This window comes from Serratia proteamaculans (assembly GCF_013337185.1).
GTDB classification, from domain to species: domain Bacteria; phylum Pseudomonadota; class Gammaproteobacteria; order Enterobacterales; family Enterobacteriaceae; genus Serratia; species Serratia proteamaculans_D.
On the sequence record NZ_SWDE01000002.1, the window covers coordinates 352,825 to 369,332 of the forward strand.

Annotated in this window: 13 protein-coding genes; 2 read left to right on the top strand and 11 right to left on the bottom strand. The window is 53.9% G+C overall.

Annotated elements, in window-relative coordinates; translation table 11 throughout:
- Positions 1-126 precede the first annotated feature (126 nt).
- Entirely contained in the window at positions 127-687 is a 561-nt protein-coding gene (locus FCL49_RS11925; RefSeq protein ID WP_174353770.1) for a TetR/AcrR family transcriptional regulator, read from the top strand.
- 8 nt (positions 688-695) lie between these two features.
- On the opposite strand, the gene FCL49_RS11930 is transcribed toward FCL49_RS11925, so the two are convergent.
- The 6 genes from FCL49_RS11930 to FCL49_RS11955 form a co-directional block, all read right to left on the bottom strand.
- Positions 696-2,147, bottom strand: a complete 1,452-nt coding sequence (locus tag FCL49_RS11930) for a sodium:solute symporter (protein WP_254611069.1) — start codon at positions 2,145-2,147, stop codon at positions 696-698.
- Between the two features lie 28 nt (positions 2,148-2,175).
- Complete coding sequence (arcC, locus tag FCL49_RS11935; protein ID WP_174353771.1) at positions 2,176-3,102, bottom strand: carbamate kinase; 927 nt, start codon at positions 3,100-3,102, stop codon at positions 2,176-2,178.
- A gap of 72 nt (positions 3,103-3,174) precedes the next feature.
- Positions 3,175-4,026: a dimethylarginine dimethylaminohydrolase family protein gene (locus FCL49_RS11940; protein WP_174353772.1), complete on the bottom strand. Its 852-nt coding sequence runs from the start codon at positions 4,024-4,026 to the stop codon at positions 3,175-3,177.
- A gap of 69 nt (positions 4,027-4,095) precedes the next feature.
- Positions 4,096-5,571 carry an APC family permease gene (locus FCL49_RS11945; protein WP_174353773.1) on the bottom strand — a complete coding sequence of 492 codons (1,476 nt, stop codon included), beginning with the start codon at positions 5,569-5,571 and terminating at the stop codon, positions 4,096-4,098.
- A gap of 107 nt (positions 5,572-5,678) precedes the next feature.
- Complete coding sequence (gene argF, locus FCL49_RS11950) at positions 5,679-6,617, bottom strand: ornithine carbamoyltransferase (protein WP_135317230.1); 939 nt, start codon at positions 6,615-6,617, stop codon at positions 5,679-5,681.
- Between the two features lie 198 nt (positions 6,618-6,815).
- Positions 6,816-7,721 carry a LysR family transcriptional regulator gene (locus FCL49_RS11955; protein WP_174353774.1) on the bottom strand — a complete coding sequence of 302 codons (906 nt, stop codon included), beginning with the start codon at positions 7,719-7,721 and terminating at the stop codon, positions 6,816-6,818.
- A gap of 621 nt (positions 7,722-8,342) precedes the next feature.
- On the opposite strand from FCL49_RS11955, the gene katG reads away from it, so the two are divergent.
- Positions 8,343-10,541 carry a catalase/peroxidase HPI gene (gene katG, locus FCL49_RS11960; protein ID WP_174353775.1) on the top strand — a complete coding sequence of 733 codons (2,199 nt, stop codon included), beginning with the start codon at positions 8,343-8,345 and terminating at the stop codon, positions 10,539-10,541.
- 58 nt (positions 10,542-10,599) lie between these two features.
- Here the strand turns inward: katG and FCL49_RS11965 are convergent, their stop codons facing one another.
- The 5 genes from FCL49_RS11965 to FCL49_RS11985 form a co-directional block, all read right to left on the bottom strand.
- Positions 10,600-12,222: an MFS transporter gene (locus FCL49_RS11965; protein ID WP_174353776.1), complete on the bottom strand. Its 1,623-nt coding sequence runs from the start codon at positions 12,220-12,222 to the stop codon at positions 10,600-10,602.
- Complete coding sequence (locus FCL49_RS11970; RefSeq protein WP_174353777.1) at positions 12,215-12,640, bottom strand: DoxX family protein; 426 nt, start codon at positions 12,638-12,640, stop codon at positions 12,215-12,217. Before FCL49_RS11970 ends, FCL49_RS11965 begins: the two co-directional genes overlap by 8 nt.
- A 54-nt stretch (positions 12,641-12,694) precedes the next feature.
- Positions 12,695-13,516, bottom strand: a complete 822-nt coding sequence (locus FCL49_RS11975) for an alpha/beta fold hydrolase (RefSeq protein WP_174353778.1) — start codon at positions 13,514-13,516, stop codon at positions 12,695-12,697.
- A 152-nt stretch (positions 13,517-13,668) separates the two neighbouring features.
- On the bottom strand, positions 13,669-15,090 hold the full coding sequence (locus FCL49_RS11980) for an MFS transporter (protein ID WP_254611070.1): 1,422 nt from the start codon (positions 15,088-15,090) through the stop codon (positions 13,669-13,671).
- A gap of 190 nt (positions 15,091-15,280) precedes the next feature.
- A complete protein-coding gene (locus FCL49_RS11985; RefSeq protein WP_174353780.1) occupies positions 15,281-16,471 on the bottom strand; it encodes a sugar transporter in 1,191 nt (396 codons plus the stop codon).
- Between the last annotated feature and the right edge of the window lie 37 nt (positions 16,472-16,508).

The following is a 16,508-nucleotide window of genomic DNA, read 5'->3' on the forward strand; positions in this document are numbered from 1 at the left end:
CCTGATAGTGGTGGCTAACGGGATAAACGTAATGATGATGATCGTAATCTAAAAAGTCAATCCGTTTGATTACGATCATCATCAATGTATACTTACGACATCAGTTTTAGGAGAAGAGGCAGAGTAATGAGGGTTTCTAAAGAGCAGGTTCGTGCAAACCGAATACGTATTGTTGAAACAGCTTCAGAGTTGTTTCGTGAGCGGGGTTATGACGGCGTGGGCGTAGCAGAACTGATGTCAGCGGCAGGTTTAACTCATGGCGGGTTCTATAAGCACTTCGGTTCCAAGGCTGATTTGATGTCGGAAGCGATGAGCTGTGGTTTTACGCGATCCGCAGAAAGTACGGCGGATATGAGCCGGGAACAATTTGTTGAAAACTATCTTTCCCGCCAGCATCGCGATGATATGGGCAAGGGTTGTGTGATGTCGGCACTAGGCACCGATACGGCCCGCCAATCTGAATCAATTAAGGCAACGTTTGCGGCTGGCATTGAACGTCAGTTGGCCCTTTTAGCCAATGAAAATGGCGAAGGTGACATAACGCGTGCCGACCTGATCGATACCATTGCCCATCTCGTTGGTGCTCTGGTGCTGTCCCGTGCCTGCCCTGATGACTCCGCGCTGGCAGATGAGATTTTGGACGTTTGTCGCTCCCGTATTCTCAATAAGGAAGCCCATAAGGATTGAGTTTCCGACTAGTTCTGCGGAGTTGGTGTTCGAAAATCAGGCCATAACAGGCTTATTGTCACAAAGGTCACCAGATTCGCCAACAGCCCGTAATAGGTCACGCTGTTGGCCTGCAATCCGTATCTGGTCATAAAATAGATGATGATAATAGCGCTGGATACCATCGCTGATATCGCCCCGGTGGTTGAAGATCTTTGCCAACAAATGGCTCCAATCAGGGGGACCAACAGCACGCCAACCAGAATGTTATAAGCGACAGTCAGCGCAGTAATAACATCGCCAATCAAACTGGCGAGGATCAGTATGCTGATACCAAAGGCCAGGGTTGCACAGCGATCTGTTTTAATTGAACATTTTTCTTTCTTGAAAATAGCGGCATAAATATCATAAACAAACAGGGTTGAGGTGGCCATCATACAGGCGCTGGCTGTAGACATGAGTGCGGCCAGTGAAGCAGCAATGACAATCCCCCGAAGGCCTACAGGAAGCACTGTCTGTACGGCGCTCATGAATACGGTATCCGGGTTGCCAATATCGGGCAAAAATACCCGGCAACTCATGCCGATAATGGCCCCCATCACGCCCCAGACAATACAATAAACCCCGGCGACGAAGCCTCCCCAGCGGGCAACATTGGCACTGCGGGCGGTAAACATGCGTTGCCAGATGTCCTGCCCGATAAACATTCCCAGGCAGTAGATTAAAAAATAAGTAATGATATTCGGTAAGCCAATATGGGTCAGAGAGAAGAAACCCTCAGGTAAAATATGCCGCATATTTTGCCAACCACCGGCGTGAATAACACTGGCAGGCATTAAAATAAAAAGTAACCCCACCGTCATCATAATAAACTGAAAAATATCAGTCATGGTTAATGACCACATCCCCCCGAGAAAAACATAGACTACCACCACCCCGCCGCCGATCCAGATGGCATACAGAAAGGGGATGCCTAACAAAACCTCGATAATGCTGCCTATGGCGATAATGGAGGTGACCGCAACCATCAAGTCATAAACCATCATAATGGCCGCCCCCAGCAAGCGAACGCGGGGACGATAACGGAGTGCCAGTACCTGGGTAACGGTGTGCAGATTGAGCTTCAACAATGGGGTAACCAAAAACAAACTCAGTCCAATGAGCCCCATACCCAGGCTGGTTGCCAGCCATAAGCCAGAGATGCCATATTGATAACCGAGTCCCATGCTGCCCATGGTTGCAGCGCCGCCGAGCACCGTCGTGGCCATAGTGCCGGTGAACATCAACGGAGCGAGACGCCTGCCCGCCACGGCGTAATCATCTCGCGTTTTTGTCCGTTTCCAGCCCAGCCAACCCACGCCTAATACTAATAACAAGTAAAGCCCAATGAGGGAGAGATCAATAACCACAATTGACTCCTTTGCCGTGTCGCTTGGCGGATTGTCTGGGATAGCCACGGTGCCAATTTCTGGTGCGCCCATGTGTCATCAACGCGCTTTAACCCGCTCGTCAGTGAAACGCCACGCCCTCAATATCTTTATTGATCAAGGTTCCCGCCCGACCCTCGACCATATCAACAATGTCCTCCAGCGATCCGATCACTGCCGATCTGCCACTATTGATAGAAAACTCACAGGTAGCCTGGATCTTGGGCCACATTGAACCTGCCGGGAAATCCATTTCAAGCAATGCGTGTGGATTGGCGGCTTTAATTGCCTTGCTGTCCGCCGTGCCAAAATCAGTGAAAACTCTGCTGACGTCGGTCGCGATAATCAGTAAGTCCACATCCAGCTGCTGAGCCATTAGGCTGCAGCAGCGGTCTTTGTCGATAACGGCCTCCAGCCCATGGCTTTGCGAACTGAGGATGGTGACCGGGATACCGCCACCGCCGCCGGCAATAACAATCACATCATTTTTTACCAGCGTGCGTAATGTCTCAATTTCGACGATCGCCAATGGCTGTGGGCTGGGAACAACGCGGCGGTAATATTTACCATCCGGTTTTATTATCCAGCCTTTTTCTCGCATTAATTTGTTGGCCTGTTCTTCGTTATAAACTGGGCCAATAAATTTATTGGGTTGTTTGACTGCAGGATCGTTGATATCGACCTCTACCTGAGTCAGCAAACAGGCAACCTGCCTGCCGGGTATATGATTACGCAGTTCCTGCTCCAGCATGTAACCAATCATCCCCTGGCTTTCCGCACCCAAAACGTCAAAAGGATAGGGTTCAACCTTATCGGCGTAGGACTCAGACTGCAGTGCTAATAACCCCACCTGCGGCCCATTTCCGTGGCTGATAATGATCTGGTGTTTGCCATCCAGCCGGGAAATGGCTTCACAGGCTATAGCGATATTTCGCCGCTGGTTTTCTGCGGTCATGGCTTCGCCACGTTTTAATAGCGCATTGCCGCCTAATGCTATAAGTATTCTCATAGTTATCCTCTCCTGTTCCCTGGCAGATAAGAAAGGGGAAGCTATACCCTCCCCTTTAGATGGCTGACTATTTCATTCCCGTTCTAATGGGAAAGTCATGCAGTGAGGTCCACCCCCGCCTTTGAGAATTTCTTCCAATTCAATTTCAATGGTTTTAATGCCCAAGGCAGCAAGTTGCAGGTTGGTCTCTTTATTATTTTTAAAGGTCAGCACCCGGTCATCACCCAATGCCTGCAAATTGCAATGATGGCGGAATACCCCCTGTTGCGGAACATCAATCAGCGTGAATTTTCTTCTGGTGAGCAGATTTAAAAACTCATCGGGAAGAGCAGCTTTACAGACGACCGCGACTTTCTCGGCAACGATATTAAAGCACATGTCCAGGTGAAGATTTTCACGCTTACAGAAGATAGGGACCATGGTGTAACCCAGTTCCCACATTTGGCGTTCAATGTTCAGGTAGCCGTCATAGTCCGTCCTTGCCACGACGCCCTGAGCAATGGTGTGCTCATCAATCATCCAGAAATCACCGCCCTCAAATGCCCCACTGGTACAGCGTGCAATGCAGGGGATACCGAGCTGTTTCATCTTGGCCTCATAAGCCGCCGTTTCCCCCTCACGGCAAGGTTCGCGAAACCTCCCCATGATGAAACCTTCCGCCACGCAGGCACCGAAATCGCGCGCATAAACCTGATAAGGAAGCTCAGGATCAGGATCCATCAATACCACTTCAACGCCGTTTTCACGATAAGCCTGAACCAGCGCGTCATGCTCACGCCGAAATGCGTTAATATCGGCTGACTCGCCTTTTTCCAGCCAGTCTTCAGTAATGACATTAATAGGCTGGAATGAAAAATGTTTTGGTGGACATAATAAAACCTTCTTCAGTCTATTAGTGGCATTTTTTACATAGCTTCTTTCCATTTTTAACCTCTTAATTATCTTTATTTCATAAGATACAGTCAGGATAATTTCATCGATATGAGTACGGAATTAATCCGAATGACTATTTTGAGTGGTCAGTTTTGTTTTCACTATTTCGGTGGGAATGTTTTTCAGTATCAATTTGGCCTGCTCTTCTCCGGAAACAGATTTATCCCGCAACAAATATAGAACCATGCCAATAGCCAGCAGCACAGCCAATAGCAGATGCTCATAGGGCCATTTAAGCGCCGCCGGGCTGCCAGGAACCAACATGGCTGCAGCCATCAGCAGAGTCACAATGGCCCCAATAGCCAGGGTGAATTTTCCTCCCGGAGTTGGAAGCGGGCGTGGAAGCTCAGGGCGTAATTTCCTCAGTCGCATCACGGAAAACAGCGTTGATCCCCACAAGACGATGTAGGAAAAAGCGGCCACGGTGACCAGGGGGAGAAACACGGCTTTACCCAGCAGACAGGCCGAAGCAGCTATTAATGAAACGAAAAGGATGGCTACCGTTGGCGTATGGTAAACCGGGTGCAAGCGGGAAAAAGCCGCCGGGATTAATCCAACCTGGCTCATATACATCAGTAAACGAGTTGCGCCATAAAAGCAGGCGTTATAAACCCCCACGACTCCGCAACAAGCTGCTGCCGTGAGTAATACCCCCCAAACTGGCGTACCTGTCACTATTTCTGCTGCGTGAGCAAAGGGGATATCCATGGTCATCAGGCTTTGCCAGGGCACGATTGCCGAAGGAACCAGCAGGGTAATCAGGTACATAAAGGTGGCGATGACCAGCGAGATAATCAAAGCAAGAGCGGTTTTTTTACGGCTCAGGCTGGCAGAGGCTTCTTCCGCCCCCTTGGCGATGGTTTCCCAACCGGCTATAGAAAATGGCAGGAGCGCCAGCAGAGCCACCACGCCGGCAAAGGTCGGTTTGCTCTGTAACGGGCTGAGGTTTTCAAGATCGATATAGAATGAACAGGCAATCAGCGAGACGATAACCAGGGTTAACACCGTCACGGTAATAAACGTCTGTAACGTTGATGAAAGTTTTACCCCCCGGTGCTGCATCATGCCGATACCCGCGATAAGCAGCAGCCCGATAACCAATAATGGAGCACTGACCGCAAACCCGCCGACCTCATAGAGGATCGCCGCGCTCTTCATCGAGGGCAGCAGGTAGCCCAGCATGGTGGTAATTGCCAGTGCTTCCCAGGCGCATAAAATGATATTCACCAGCACGCCGAACCATCCGGCGATCATCGCGGCAAAACTGCCGAAGGCAAGATAGGAATACGCCGCCTCCCCACCCGCCAAAGGCACTGCGGATATGGCTTCCAGATAGGCCAGCGCAAGGGGAAGCTCAATGAGCAGGCAGAGTAAAATGGCCAGTGCCGCATTGGAGGGGCCACCGGCCGTGCTTAGCCAGGTGCCGGTGAGCACCAGCCAGGAAGCACCAAAAACGCAGCCAATACCCATCCCCAAAAATCCATTGAAGGTAATGGCTTTTTTTAGATGTGTTTTACTCTCCACAGATTGGCTCATAACAAACTCCTTAGTGAAGTACGGATGGCGACTAAAAGCAGAAGTGATGTCTGGCAGCATGACGCGAGGTGCCGGCGTTTTGGCTCCCTCGCCTTTGAGCCGGAATGCTAGACCGCCGTAGCCACCATAACGGCCTTCACGGTGTGCATACGGTTTTCACCCTGATCCCACACCACGGACTGCGGCCCTTCAATGACTTCATCTGTCATATCTTCGCCACGGTAACCCGGCAGGCAATGCATGAAGACCGCCGTCTTGCGTGCTTTCGCCATTGCCTGGGCGTTGATTTGGTACGGCATAAAGTCTTGAATGCGCTTTTCTTTCTGGGCTTCGTTTTCGCCCATGCTGTGCCAGGTGTTGCCATACACCACATCGGCTCCACGCAGCGCCTCGTCGAAATCCCGGGTCACGATGACTTTGGAGCCGCTTTTCGCCGCGTGCTGCTGTGCACAGGCCAGAATTTCCGGTACGGGTTCGTACCCTTCCGGGGCAGCAACGTAAATATCCATTCCCATCATGCCGCAGCCGATCATCAGGGAATGACAGACGTTATAGACATCGCCGGCATAACAGACTTTGACCCCTTTCCATTCACCAAATTTTTCTTTAATGGTCAGAAGGTCGGCCAGCCCCTGGCAAGGATGCTCCAGCGCCGTTAAAGCGTTAATCACCGGATTTTTCATGTATTGCGCAAACTCCTGAACAATTTCCTGCCCATAAGTTCGGATATATAAACCATCAAAATAGCGATCAATAATGCGTGCGGTATCTTTAATGGGTTCGCCGCGGCTGAGTTGCATTTCATCCGGGCGCAGATAGATAGACTGAGCTCCCAGCGCCGTTGCGGCGGCATGGAAAGAATTACGGGTGCGGGTGGATTTTTTTTCGAAAATCATGCCATAGGTACGCCCACGTAAATATTCATGTGGCTCACGCATGGTCCATTTGCGTTTTAAATCGGCTGCCAGCTCGACCAAATAACGGATCTCTTCCGCTGTATAATCCTGCATGGCAAGATAGTGCTTGCCGCGAAATTTATCTCTCATTTCATTTCCCTCGATGTGTGATAAAAACGCCCATTTACGGGTAGCAGTATTCCAGCCACTGTACCCATCTGAATATTCATTGATGTGCCGATGAGCGTAAGACTTAATTACATGGCTAACAATAGATATAAAATAAAGCTGACTTTACTATTTATGAATGTTTAACCAGAAAGGTGTGGGGCATATAAGAATGAAATATTATCGACCCGGATATCCATGTTCCATACGAATATCAGACACCAAGGCTTCGAGCGCTTCATTATGCGGGCGATTTCGGTTAAGAATAAGGCAGTGAGTCACCTCATAGCTTAATTCATCAGGTTCAAGCAGGTACATTTCCTGTTTATCGACCCACTGCTGAGCATAATGTTGCGGCAGATAACCCATGTGCGTCCCTGCCAGAATCAGTAGGGCGACAGCCTCCATCTGGTGGGCCGTGGCAGTGATTAGTGATGGCGTTACAGGCACCAAATCCGACGGCATCAGATAGCCACGCTTTACCCAGCTGAAGCGCTGTAAGTCCTCGGAAGTCACCTTTGATGACAAATACAGCGGATGGTGCCTTCCGCAATAGATTGAAATTTTTTCACTGAAGAGATCGATATACTCAAGATTCTCTAATCGGTGTCCGATATAAGATATCGCCGCATGTAATTCGCCGCTGATAATTTCCTGTTCAAGTTCCGTCGGTGATTTAATAAAAACCTGCAGACTTACCTCATGATTACGCTGATAAAAACGTCTTATTGCCTCAACTATTTTTGCTTCTGGTAAAGTCAATGTGCTGTCCAACAGGCCAATCAGCAACTCACCACGTAACCGCCCAGAAAGGTTATGAACCTGTAAAACAAAAGCATCCAATTTGGCGAACAGATGTTGTGTATAACACAGCACCTGTTCCCCTTCCGCTGTCAGACTGAATCCTTTTTTCCCTCGTTCACAGAGGCGAAAGCCCAGACGTGTCTCTAAGCTCGACATACAGGTACTGATGGCAGACTGGCTCATATTCAGCTGAGCCTGAGCGGCAGAGAATCCATTACACTGCACTATGGTCAAAAATATCTGCAACAATCGGATATCAACGTTATGAATATTACCAAGCATGATTCCTCCTTATATAATGAGTATAATTAACTCAATATTCAAACTCCTCTTTATTGGGCTACAGAATTGGCTGAAAGCAAAACACCTGGGTTCGATGTTTATTATCAATGCATAGTTTTAGTTAGCGATGGTGGTAGGCACTGACTAATAAATTATTTTCATCCTGTTTAATCGGCAAGTCAAAAGATACATATATCCAAGGCTGATAGTTTAGAGCCACGCAGCAATTATACGGGCAATAACCTATTGATAGAGGTGACTGCTCCCCCTTGGCCGGCAGGTAATAATGCTATTTATAGCTATTCGATAAATCCGCCCAGCCCTATCATCCTAAAACCCCTATCAATAAATAAACATTCAATAGTCACAGACTATTACAACATTCAACCATTCCTATTTTATCTATCTTCATCCACTGACTAAGCTTAGAGCTGAGTGTCAGTGCGAGCCCCATCAGCGGTTGGCGAAAACCTCATCTCTTATTATTGAAAATCAGTTGATTAGAAAAACCCTTAGCGCAACACCCGACGCGGGCAGTTACCCGCGATGTCAAGCTAACGGCTCCCCAGGTACCGGCAGACAGGGCCTGGGGAGCGAACCTACAGAAGCAGAGAGCGCATCATGACAACTGAAAGCAAATGCCCATTTTCGGGCGGCGGTAAACCGAACACGCCACGCCGTGGCCCCTCGAATCAGGACTGGTGGCCCAACCAACTTAGCCTGAAACCGCTGCACCAGCACTCTTCCCTTTCCGACCCGATGGACCCCGACTTCGATTACGCCAAAGCCTTTAACAGTCTGGATCTGGCCGCCGTTAAACAGGATCTGCACGCCCTGATGACCGACTCGCAGGACTGGTGGCCGGCAGACTTCGGCCACTACGGCGGCCTGTTTATCCGTATGGCCTGGCACAGCGCCGGGACTTACCGCATCGGCGATGGCCGTGGCGGCGCAGGTGAAGGTCAGCAGCGTTTTGCCCCGCTCAACAGCTGGCCCGACAACGTCAGCCTCGATAAGGCCCGTCGTCTGCTGTGGCCAATCAAACAAAAATACGGCCGCAAAATTTCCTGGGCAGACCTGATTATCCTGACTGGTAACGTCGCGCTCGAATCCATGGGCTTTAAAACCTTCGGCTATGCAGGCGGTCGCGCCGATACCTGGGAGCCGGATGACGTCTATTGGGGATCGGAAAAAATCTGGCTGGAGCTGAGCGGTGGTCAGAACAGCCGCTATTCGGGCGATCGCGATCTGGAAGATCCACTGGCAGCGGTGCAAATGGGTCTGATTTACGTTAACCCGGAAGGCCCGGACGGTAACCCGGATCCGGTCGCTGCCGCTCGTGACATTCGCGAAACCTTTGCCCGGATGGCGATGAATGATGAAGAAACCGTGGCGCTGATCGCCGGCGGCCATACCTTCGGCAAAACCCACGGCGCAGGCCCGGCCTCACATGTGGGTGACGATCCAGAAAGCGCAGGCCTTGAGCTGCAAGGCCTCGGCTGGCAGAGCAGTTTCGGTACCGGTAAAGGTAAGGACGCCATCACCAGCGGCCTGGAAGTGACCTGGACCACCACGCCGACCCAGTGGAACCACGACTTCTTCAAACACCTGTTCGAATACGAGTGGGAACTGACGCAGAGCCCGGCCGGTGCCCACCAGTGGGTAGCCAAAGACGTTGGCGAGACCATTCCCGATGCGTTCGACCCGGCGAAGAAACAGCGCCCAACCATGTTAACCACTGACCTGTCGCTGCGCTTCGATCCGGCATATGAGCAGATCTCTCGTCGCTTCTATGAACATCCTGAGCAGCTCGCCGATGCTTTTGCCCGTGCCTGGTACAAACTGACCCACCGTGATATGGGGCCACGCGCTCGCTATCTCGGCCCGGAAGTGCCGGCCGAAGAACTGATTTGGCAAGATCCGATCCCGGCTGTCGATCATCAGTTGATTAACGATCAGGATATCGCCGATCTCAAAACCAGCATCCTGGGTTCCGGCCTGCCGCTCTCGGTACTGGTTTCCACCGCCTGGGCTTCAGCCTCCACCTTCCGCGGGTCCGACAAGCGTGGCGGCGCCAACGGTGCGCGCATTCGTCTGGCACCGCAAAAGGACTGGGCAATCAACCAACCGGCGCAACTGGCGCAAACGCTGGCCAAGCTGGAAGGGATACAGCAGGCGTTCAACAATGCCCAGACGGGCAACAAGCGCGTCTCGCTGGCAGATTTAATCGTGCTGGCCGGTGCCGCAGCGGTCGAACAGGCCGCCGCCAACGCCGGGCATCCGGTGAGCGTGCCCTTCACGCCAGGCCGTATGGATGCCACGCAGGAACAGACCGACGTCGACTCTTTCGCAGCGATGGAGCCGGTTGCCGATGGTTTCCGTAACTACCTGAAGCGCCAGTTCAACATTCCGGCCGAAGCCCTGTTGGTCGACAAAGCGCAGTTGCTGACGCTGACGGCACCGGAAATGGCGGTACTGGTGGGCGGGCTGCGGGTGTTAAACGCCAACGTCGGCCAGAGCCAGCACGGCGTGCTGACCCAACGACCGCAGGCGCTGAGCAACGACTTCTTCGTCAATCTGCTTGATATGGGCACCACCTGGAAAGCGGTTGGCGATGATGGCGTGTTCGAAGGGCGCGACAGCCAAACCGGCGCGCTTAAGTGGACGGCGACCCGCGCCGATCTGATCTTCGGTTCACATTCCCAACTGCGCGCGCTGGCGGAAGTCTATGGCAGCTCGGACGCTCAGGCGAGTTTTGTCTACGACTTTGTCGCCGCCTGGAACAAGGTGATGAACCTCGATCGTTTTGACCTGGCCTAGGTTCAAACCGCAGTGAAACCGCCCGCCCAGGGAAACCTGGGCGGGCTTTTTATGTTTACTACCCAGTCGTCTGCCGTTCCACGTGCCGCAGATCAAGCGACAGAAAATGATGCACCAGAGGTTTTTCCGGGCCGATATGGAACTGCAGCGCCTCCTGCTGCAAGTCCGCATCGGCATGTGAAACCCGCTGATGCTGGCGCAGATGCTCGGCCCAGGACTCCACCATAAACCACTCCATCACGCACTGCGGATCGGCGGTATGTTCGGTCAGCCCCCAGGCGTAGGCACCGTCACGACGGCGCACCCGCGAAAGCCGTTGCAGCGTGCGCAGAAATTGCGGGCGATCTTCCAGCCGGACACGGTATTCCACCTGGATCATCACCGGTCCACGATCGTTCTCAACCGGGGTGTTGAGCAAGGGTTCCGGCCAGTGGTTGGAGGGTTGCAGGTCGGCCTCGCCTTCCGGCAGACGAATGCGATGAAACAGCAGCGAAATCACCAGCAAGCCGATACCGCCCGCCAACAGCGTGGCGGCCACGCCAATCTCCTGAGCAATCAGCCCCCACAGCAGGCTACCGGCAGCCATCGCGCCATTAAACACCATCAGGTAAATCGCCAGGCCGCGTCCGCGCACCCAGTTTGGCAAAACTCCCTGTGCTGCGCCGTTCAGTGAGGTCAGCGCGATAATCCAACCGGCCCCCAGCGCCAGCAAAAGCAACACCGCCAGCCACTGCGGCGGAGCCATCGACAGCAAGGCCATCACCACGGCGGTGATCACCGCCGCCAATAACACCAAACCATCGGCATTTAATCGCTGACGCAGTCTTGGCAACAGCACTGCACCGCCGATCGCTCCCGCTCCCACTGCGCCCAACAGGATGCCATAGAAACCGGCGGTACCACCCAGCATCTGGCGCGCGACGAGCGGCAGCAAAGCCCAGACCGAGCTGGAGAACACAAAGAAAACCGCCGCCCGCAGCAGCACCACATGCAGCTCACGGCTGGCGCGGGCATAGCGAATACCGGCACGAAAAGCGCCAAAGAAATGCTCGGAAAGCCCGTTGTCCTCCATCTTCGGCCTGCGCCACCACAGCAAGGCGGAAACCACGAACACATAGCTCAGTACATCGGCACCGTAGGCCGCACCGGCACCGAAGCTGGCCAACAGCAGCCCTCCCGCCGCCGGGCCGATGGCACGGGCGATGTTTATCCCCAGCGAGTTCAGCGCCACCGCATTTCTGAGATCGGCTCGCGGTACCAGCTCGGGCACGATAGATTGCCAGGTCGGCCCCATCAGCGCCCCACCGATGCCGCCGATAAAGGTCAGCGCCAGCAAATACTCGACGGTCAGCGCGCCGCTTTGCGACAGCAGCAGCAAGGTGCCGCTGACGCAGGCCAGTAAGATTTGGACAAAAATAAGAAAGCGGCGGCGGTCAAGAATGTCGGACAACACTCCCGCCGGGATCGCCAGCAGGAACACCGGCAGCGTGGCGGCGGTCTGCATCAGCGCCACCGCCGACGGATTGGAGGACAAATCCGTCACCAGCCAGGAACTGGCGACGTCACGCATAAAGCTGCCCACGTTGCCCAGCACCGTGGCTCCCCACAACACCGCGAATACCGGGATCTTCAGCGGTGCGAAACCGCCGGGTGCTGCCTTGCTCGGTGCCGATTCAGCCATCTTTATGCTCCTTGAGATCGTAAAGCGCCACCAGCAGCAACGCCCCCGCCAGTCCGATATGTTCAAAAAATCCGTTCATGCCGATAAAACGCTCCGGCGGGCTCATTTCCCAAAAACGGTTGGCCATTAGCGTGGCGGCCAGGGTGAATCCGGCCAGCGCCAATGCGCCGAGCCAGCGGTAAAAACCGGTCAGGATCAACGCCGAAGCCCCCAGTTCCAGCACCACCACCAGCCCGGCAAACAACGCCGCAGGCTGCAGGCCAAAATGGGTCATTTCCGCCATGGCACCGTTAAAGTCCAGCGCCTTGACCAAACCGCCCTGGATATAAGCGGCGCAAATCGCCGGTAGCATCAGCCAGCGAAGCAAGGGGGTATCTACAGCATGTCTGACTCGAGAAATAAAAGCGGTAGTGCTCATGGTCGGCTCCGGGTCACAGGCAAAAATCCCCATCCCTGGGAATGGAATGGGGGATCAAGACTGGATAAACGCCAGCAGATCGGCATTAAACCTGTCGGGATCGGTTTGCGCCAGCCCGTGCGAAGCGCCCGGATAGACATTCAATTCAACCTGCCTGATAAGCTTAGCGGCTTTCATAGCCGATGCCGCTATCGGCACAATCTGGTCGTCATCGCCGTGCACCAGCAGCGTCGGTTTGTCGATCGCCAGCAGGTCGGCGGTGTAGTCAACTTCGGAGAACTCACGCACGCAGTCATACAACCCCTTCACCCCGCCCTGCATGCCCATCAGCCAGAAGCTGTCCGTCAATCCGGCATTGGCCTTGGCACCCTTGCGGTTGAAGCCGTAAAAAGGCACCGCCAGATCCTTGAAGAACTGAGAGCGGTTTTCTGCCGTTCCGCTGCGAATGCCGTCGAAAGCCGACATCGGCAAGCCCTCTGGATTGGCCGGACTCTGGAGCATCAGCGGCGGCACCGCGCCCACCAGCACCACCTTCGCCACCCTTGCGCTGCCGTGACGGCCAATATAGTGCGCTACCTCACCGCCACCGGTTGAATGCCCTACCAGGATCAGATCCCGCAGATCCAACGCTTCGATCAACTCCGCCAAATCGTCCGCATAGCGGTCCATGGTGTTGCCGTCCCAGGTTTGGTCGGAGCGACCATGGCTGCGGCGATCGTGCGCGATAACGCGGTAACCGCTTTGGCCGAAGAACAGCATTTGGTTATCCCAGGCGTCGGCGGAAAGCGGCCAACCGTGAGAAAACAGGATGGGTTGTCCGCGGCCCCAATCTTTATAGAAAATGCGCGTGCCATCTTGGGTGGTCAGGATGCTCATAGGGTGTCTCCCGGTGGTGGTAAGGGTAGGTCTTCCGGGTTAACAGTAAGGCAGGAGAGGAAACGGTGATAACGGAATTATTTTCGGATGATCGCGAGTTTTTTTGCTGAAGATCCCGGCGTTGTCTCAATGCACAACGCCGGGTGGCTGGGTCAGATATTTTCCAGGTCAATACCGCGAGTTTTCGGGCCAAACACCCCGATCACCACCATCACAATCAGCATGCTGGCAACGATAAACGCAATCACGCCCACCGAACCACCGTATTGCAGGATCATGCCGATAATCAGGCTGCTGAATACCGTCGATAGCCGGCTGAACGAATAGCAGAATCCGACCGCACGGGCACGGATATAAGTCGGGAACACCTCAGACTGATAGGAGTGGTAACTGTAGGTCAGCCAGGCATTGGACCAGGTGATAAAGAAGCCGCACAGGATCAGCCACAGGGGATTATTCTGCATGGCAAACAGCGAGCCGAAAATCACCGTCACCAGGCAGGAAAGGACAATCTGCCACTTGTTTTCCATTTTGTCGGCATAGCGACTGCACAGCAATGATCCCAGCGGGTAAGCCAGGGTAATAAAGAAGGCGTACAGCAGGCTGTGGGTGATTGAGGCGCCCTTTCCGGCCAGCAAGGCCGGCAGCCAGTTACCGAAGCCGAAGAAGCCAATCGCCTGGAAGAAATTCATCACCACCAGCATCAGGGTGCGGCCCCGGTAACGCGGCGACCAGATATCTTTAAAGCTTCCCTGAGCGGGCGTTTCGCTCGCTGATTCGGCATCACGCAATGGAAATTCCTTCACCTGGGTAACGCCGCAACGGCGTTCCATCGCCAGCATCACCAGCCTGACCTCCGGGTAACGTCGCTGCTGCGCCAGCCAACGCGGAGACTCCGGCAAGCCTTTACGCACCAGCCAAATCACCAGTGAAGCCACGGCACCGGCGATCACCACATAACGCCAGCCACTCAGGCCCAGAATGGTCTGCGGTACCAGCCACCACGACATCAACGCGACCGTTGGCACCGACAGAAATTGAATGAAAAACGAAAAGGCGAAAGCACGGGTACGCAGATGTGCAGGCACCCACTCGGTCAGATAGGTATCAATGGTGACCAGTTCAATCCCCAACCCGACACCGACCAGAAAACGCAGGAAAATCACCCACTCTGCCTGATGCTGAAAAGCCAGACACAGCGAAAACACGCCATACCAGGCCAGCGCAAACATAAAGGTGGTGCGACGGCCAAAGCGGTCGGCATAGGGGCTGAGCAGGCTGGCACCGATAAACAGGCCAAGGAAGGTGGCAGAGGCAAACGCCGCCTGGTCGGAGACGCCGAACACGCCTTGCGCGCCGGTATGGAATATCCCCTCGGCGATTAAACCGGTGCTGATATAGCCGGTCTGGAACAGGTCATAAAGCTCAAAAAAACCGCCCAACGCCAGCAAAGCGATAAACTTCCACAGGCCGGCCGAGGTCGGCAATGCATCAATTCTTGCTGACAAATCCCTTTCATGGATCGGTGACTGGACCACCGCATCGCTTCCTGCAACTAAAGAGTCACTCACCATTAACCTCGCCATAACATAGTTATTATTTTTCTATGCTATAGGCTCGGCGTCGGAGTTAAATATTTAATTAGCAGGCTATGAAAGGTAATTAAGCATAAAAAACTGCAGCAATCTGTTTTGCTGAGAGAAAATTTAGCCTGTGGGCCGGTGCCTGATAGCAAGCCGCGGCTTGCTATCAGGACGAAGGGAGTTAGCGGCTGTGGTGGTGTTGCAGGCGTTCGCTGCGGTAAAAATTCAGCAGGCACCAGCCAAGGGCGATCAACGCCAGCGGGGCAGCGACAAAACCGATGTTGCCCATCCCCAGATACTGACTGACCTGGTTACCCAACAGTGCGCCAGCGCCGATGCCAAAGTTGTACAGCCCGGAATAGATCGACATTGCCACGTCGGTAGCGTCCGGGGCCAGGTTCAAGACCTTGGCCTGCATCGATAAGCCAATCGCCATAATCGCCATGCCCCATACCGCAAACAGCACCGTCAGGTGGTTTTCATCGCCGGAGGCCGGTAACAGCAGCAGCAGGCTCAGCATCAATAAGGCGATGGCGCCGATGAAAAAGCCTGACGGGAAACGTTCGCTGAAACGGCTGAACAACAGGCTACCGATAATCCCGGCGGCACCGAACAGCAACAGCATCAGGGTGGTGAAGTTTTCCGACAGCCCGGCCACGGTCTGAATAAAGGGTTCGATATAGCTGTAGGCGGTAAAATTGGCCGTCACCACAATGATGGTCAGCATATACAGGCTGACCAACGCCGGGCGTTTAAACAGCATTGGCACGCTGGCCAGCGAGCCGGAATGCTCGCTTTTCAGCACCGGCAACAAGCGCCACAGCAGCACCAACGCCAGCGTGGCACAGACGGCAATACCAATAAAGGTCATGCGCCAGCCGAGGATTTGCCCCACAATACGGCCCAGCGGCAGACCGAGCACCATCGCCAGCGCGGTTCCCCCCGCCAGCAGGCTCAACGCCTGCGCCTTTTTGCCCGCCGGTGCGACCCGGATCGCCAATGAGGCGGTGATCGACCAGAATACCGCATGGGCCAGCGCCACACCGGCACGGGAAATTACCAACGTGGTGAAGTTCCATGCCACGGCGGTCAGCACATGGCTGGCGATAAACAGGATAAATACCCCGATCAGCAGTTTGCGTCGTTCAATCCGACTGGTCAGCAGCATACACACCAGCGAACTGGCGGCGACGATCCAGGCATAAATAGTGATGATCAACCCCACCTGCTCGGTCTGCATCGAGAAGCTTTGGGCGATATCACTCAGCAACCCGACCGGAATAAACTCGGTGGTATTGAAGATAAAGGCCGAAACGGCAAGAATGACCACGCGCAACCAGGCGGTTGAGCGAGAGACCTGAATTTGTTCCATGTTAAACGGGATCCGGACGGGTGCGGGAAGTAGCGAT

Excerpts from the sequence above, each read along its gene's own strand:
- FCL49_RS11975 (WP_174353778.1), bottom strand. The coding sequence starts at position 13,516 with ATGAGCATCCTGACCACCCAAGATGGCACGCGCATTTTCTATAAAGAT.
- FCL49_RS11940 (WP_174353772.1), bottom strand. The coding sequence starts at position 4,026 with ATGGAAAGAAGCTATGTAAAAAATGCCACTAATAGACTGAAGAAGGTT.
- FCL49_RS11955 (WP_174353774.1), bottom strand. The coding sequence starts at position 7,721 with ATGCTTGGTAATATTCATAACGTTGATATCCGATTGTTGCAGATATTT.
- FCL49_RS11930 (WP_254611069.1), bottom strand. The coding sequence starts at position 2,147 with ATGGGCGCACCAGAAATTGGCACCGTGGCTATCCCAGACAATCCGCCA.
- FCL49_RS11925 (WP_174353770.1), top strand. The coding sequence starts at position 127 with ATGAGGGTTTCTAAAGAGCAGGTTCGTGCAAACCGAATACGTATTGTT.
- FCL49_RS11945 (WP_174353773.1), bottom strand. The coding sequence starts at position 5,571 with ATGAGCCAATCTGTGGAGAGTAAAACACATCTAAAAAAAGCCATTACC.
- argF (WP_135317230.1), bottom strand. The coding sequence starts at position 6,617 with ATGAGAGATAAATTTCGCGGCAAGCACTATCTTGCCATGCAGGATTAT.
- FCL49_RS11970 (WP_174353777.1), bottom strand. The coding sequence starts at position 12,640 with ATGAGCACTACCGCTTTTATTTCTCGAGTCAGACATGCTGTAGATACC.
- FCL49_RS11980 (WP_254611070.1), bottom strand. The coding sequence starts at position 15,090 with ATGGTGAGTGACTCTTTAGTTGCAGGAAGCGATGCGGTGGTCCAGTCA.
- arcC (WP_174353771.1), bottom strand. The coding sequence starts at position 3,102 with ATGAGAATACTTATAGCATTAGGCGGCAATGCGCTATTAAAACGTGGC.
- FCL49_RS11965 (WP_174353776.1), bottom strand. The coding sequence starts at position 12,222 with ATGGCTGAATCGGCACCGAGCAAGGCAGCACCCGGCGGTTTCGCACCG.
- katG (WP_174353775.1), top strand. The coding sequence starts at position 8,343 with ATGACAACTGAAAGCAAATGCCCATTTTCGGGCGGCGGTAAACCGAAC.
- FCL49_RS11985 (WP_174353780.1), bottom strand. The coding sequence starts at position 16,471 with ATGGAACAAATTCAGGTCTCTCGCTCAACCGCCTGGTTGCGCGTGGTC.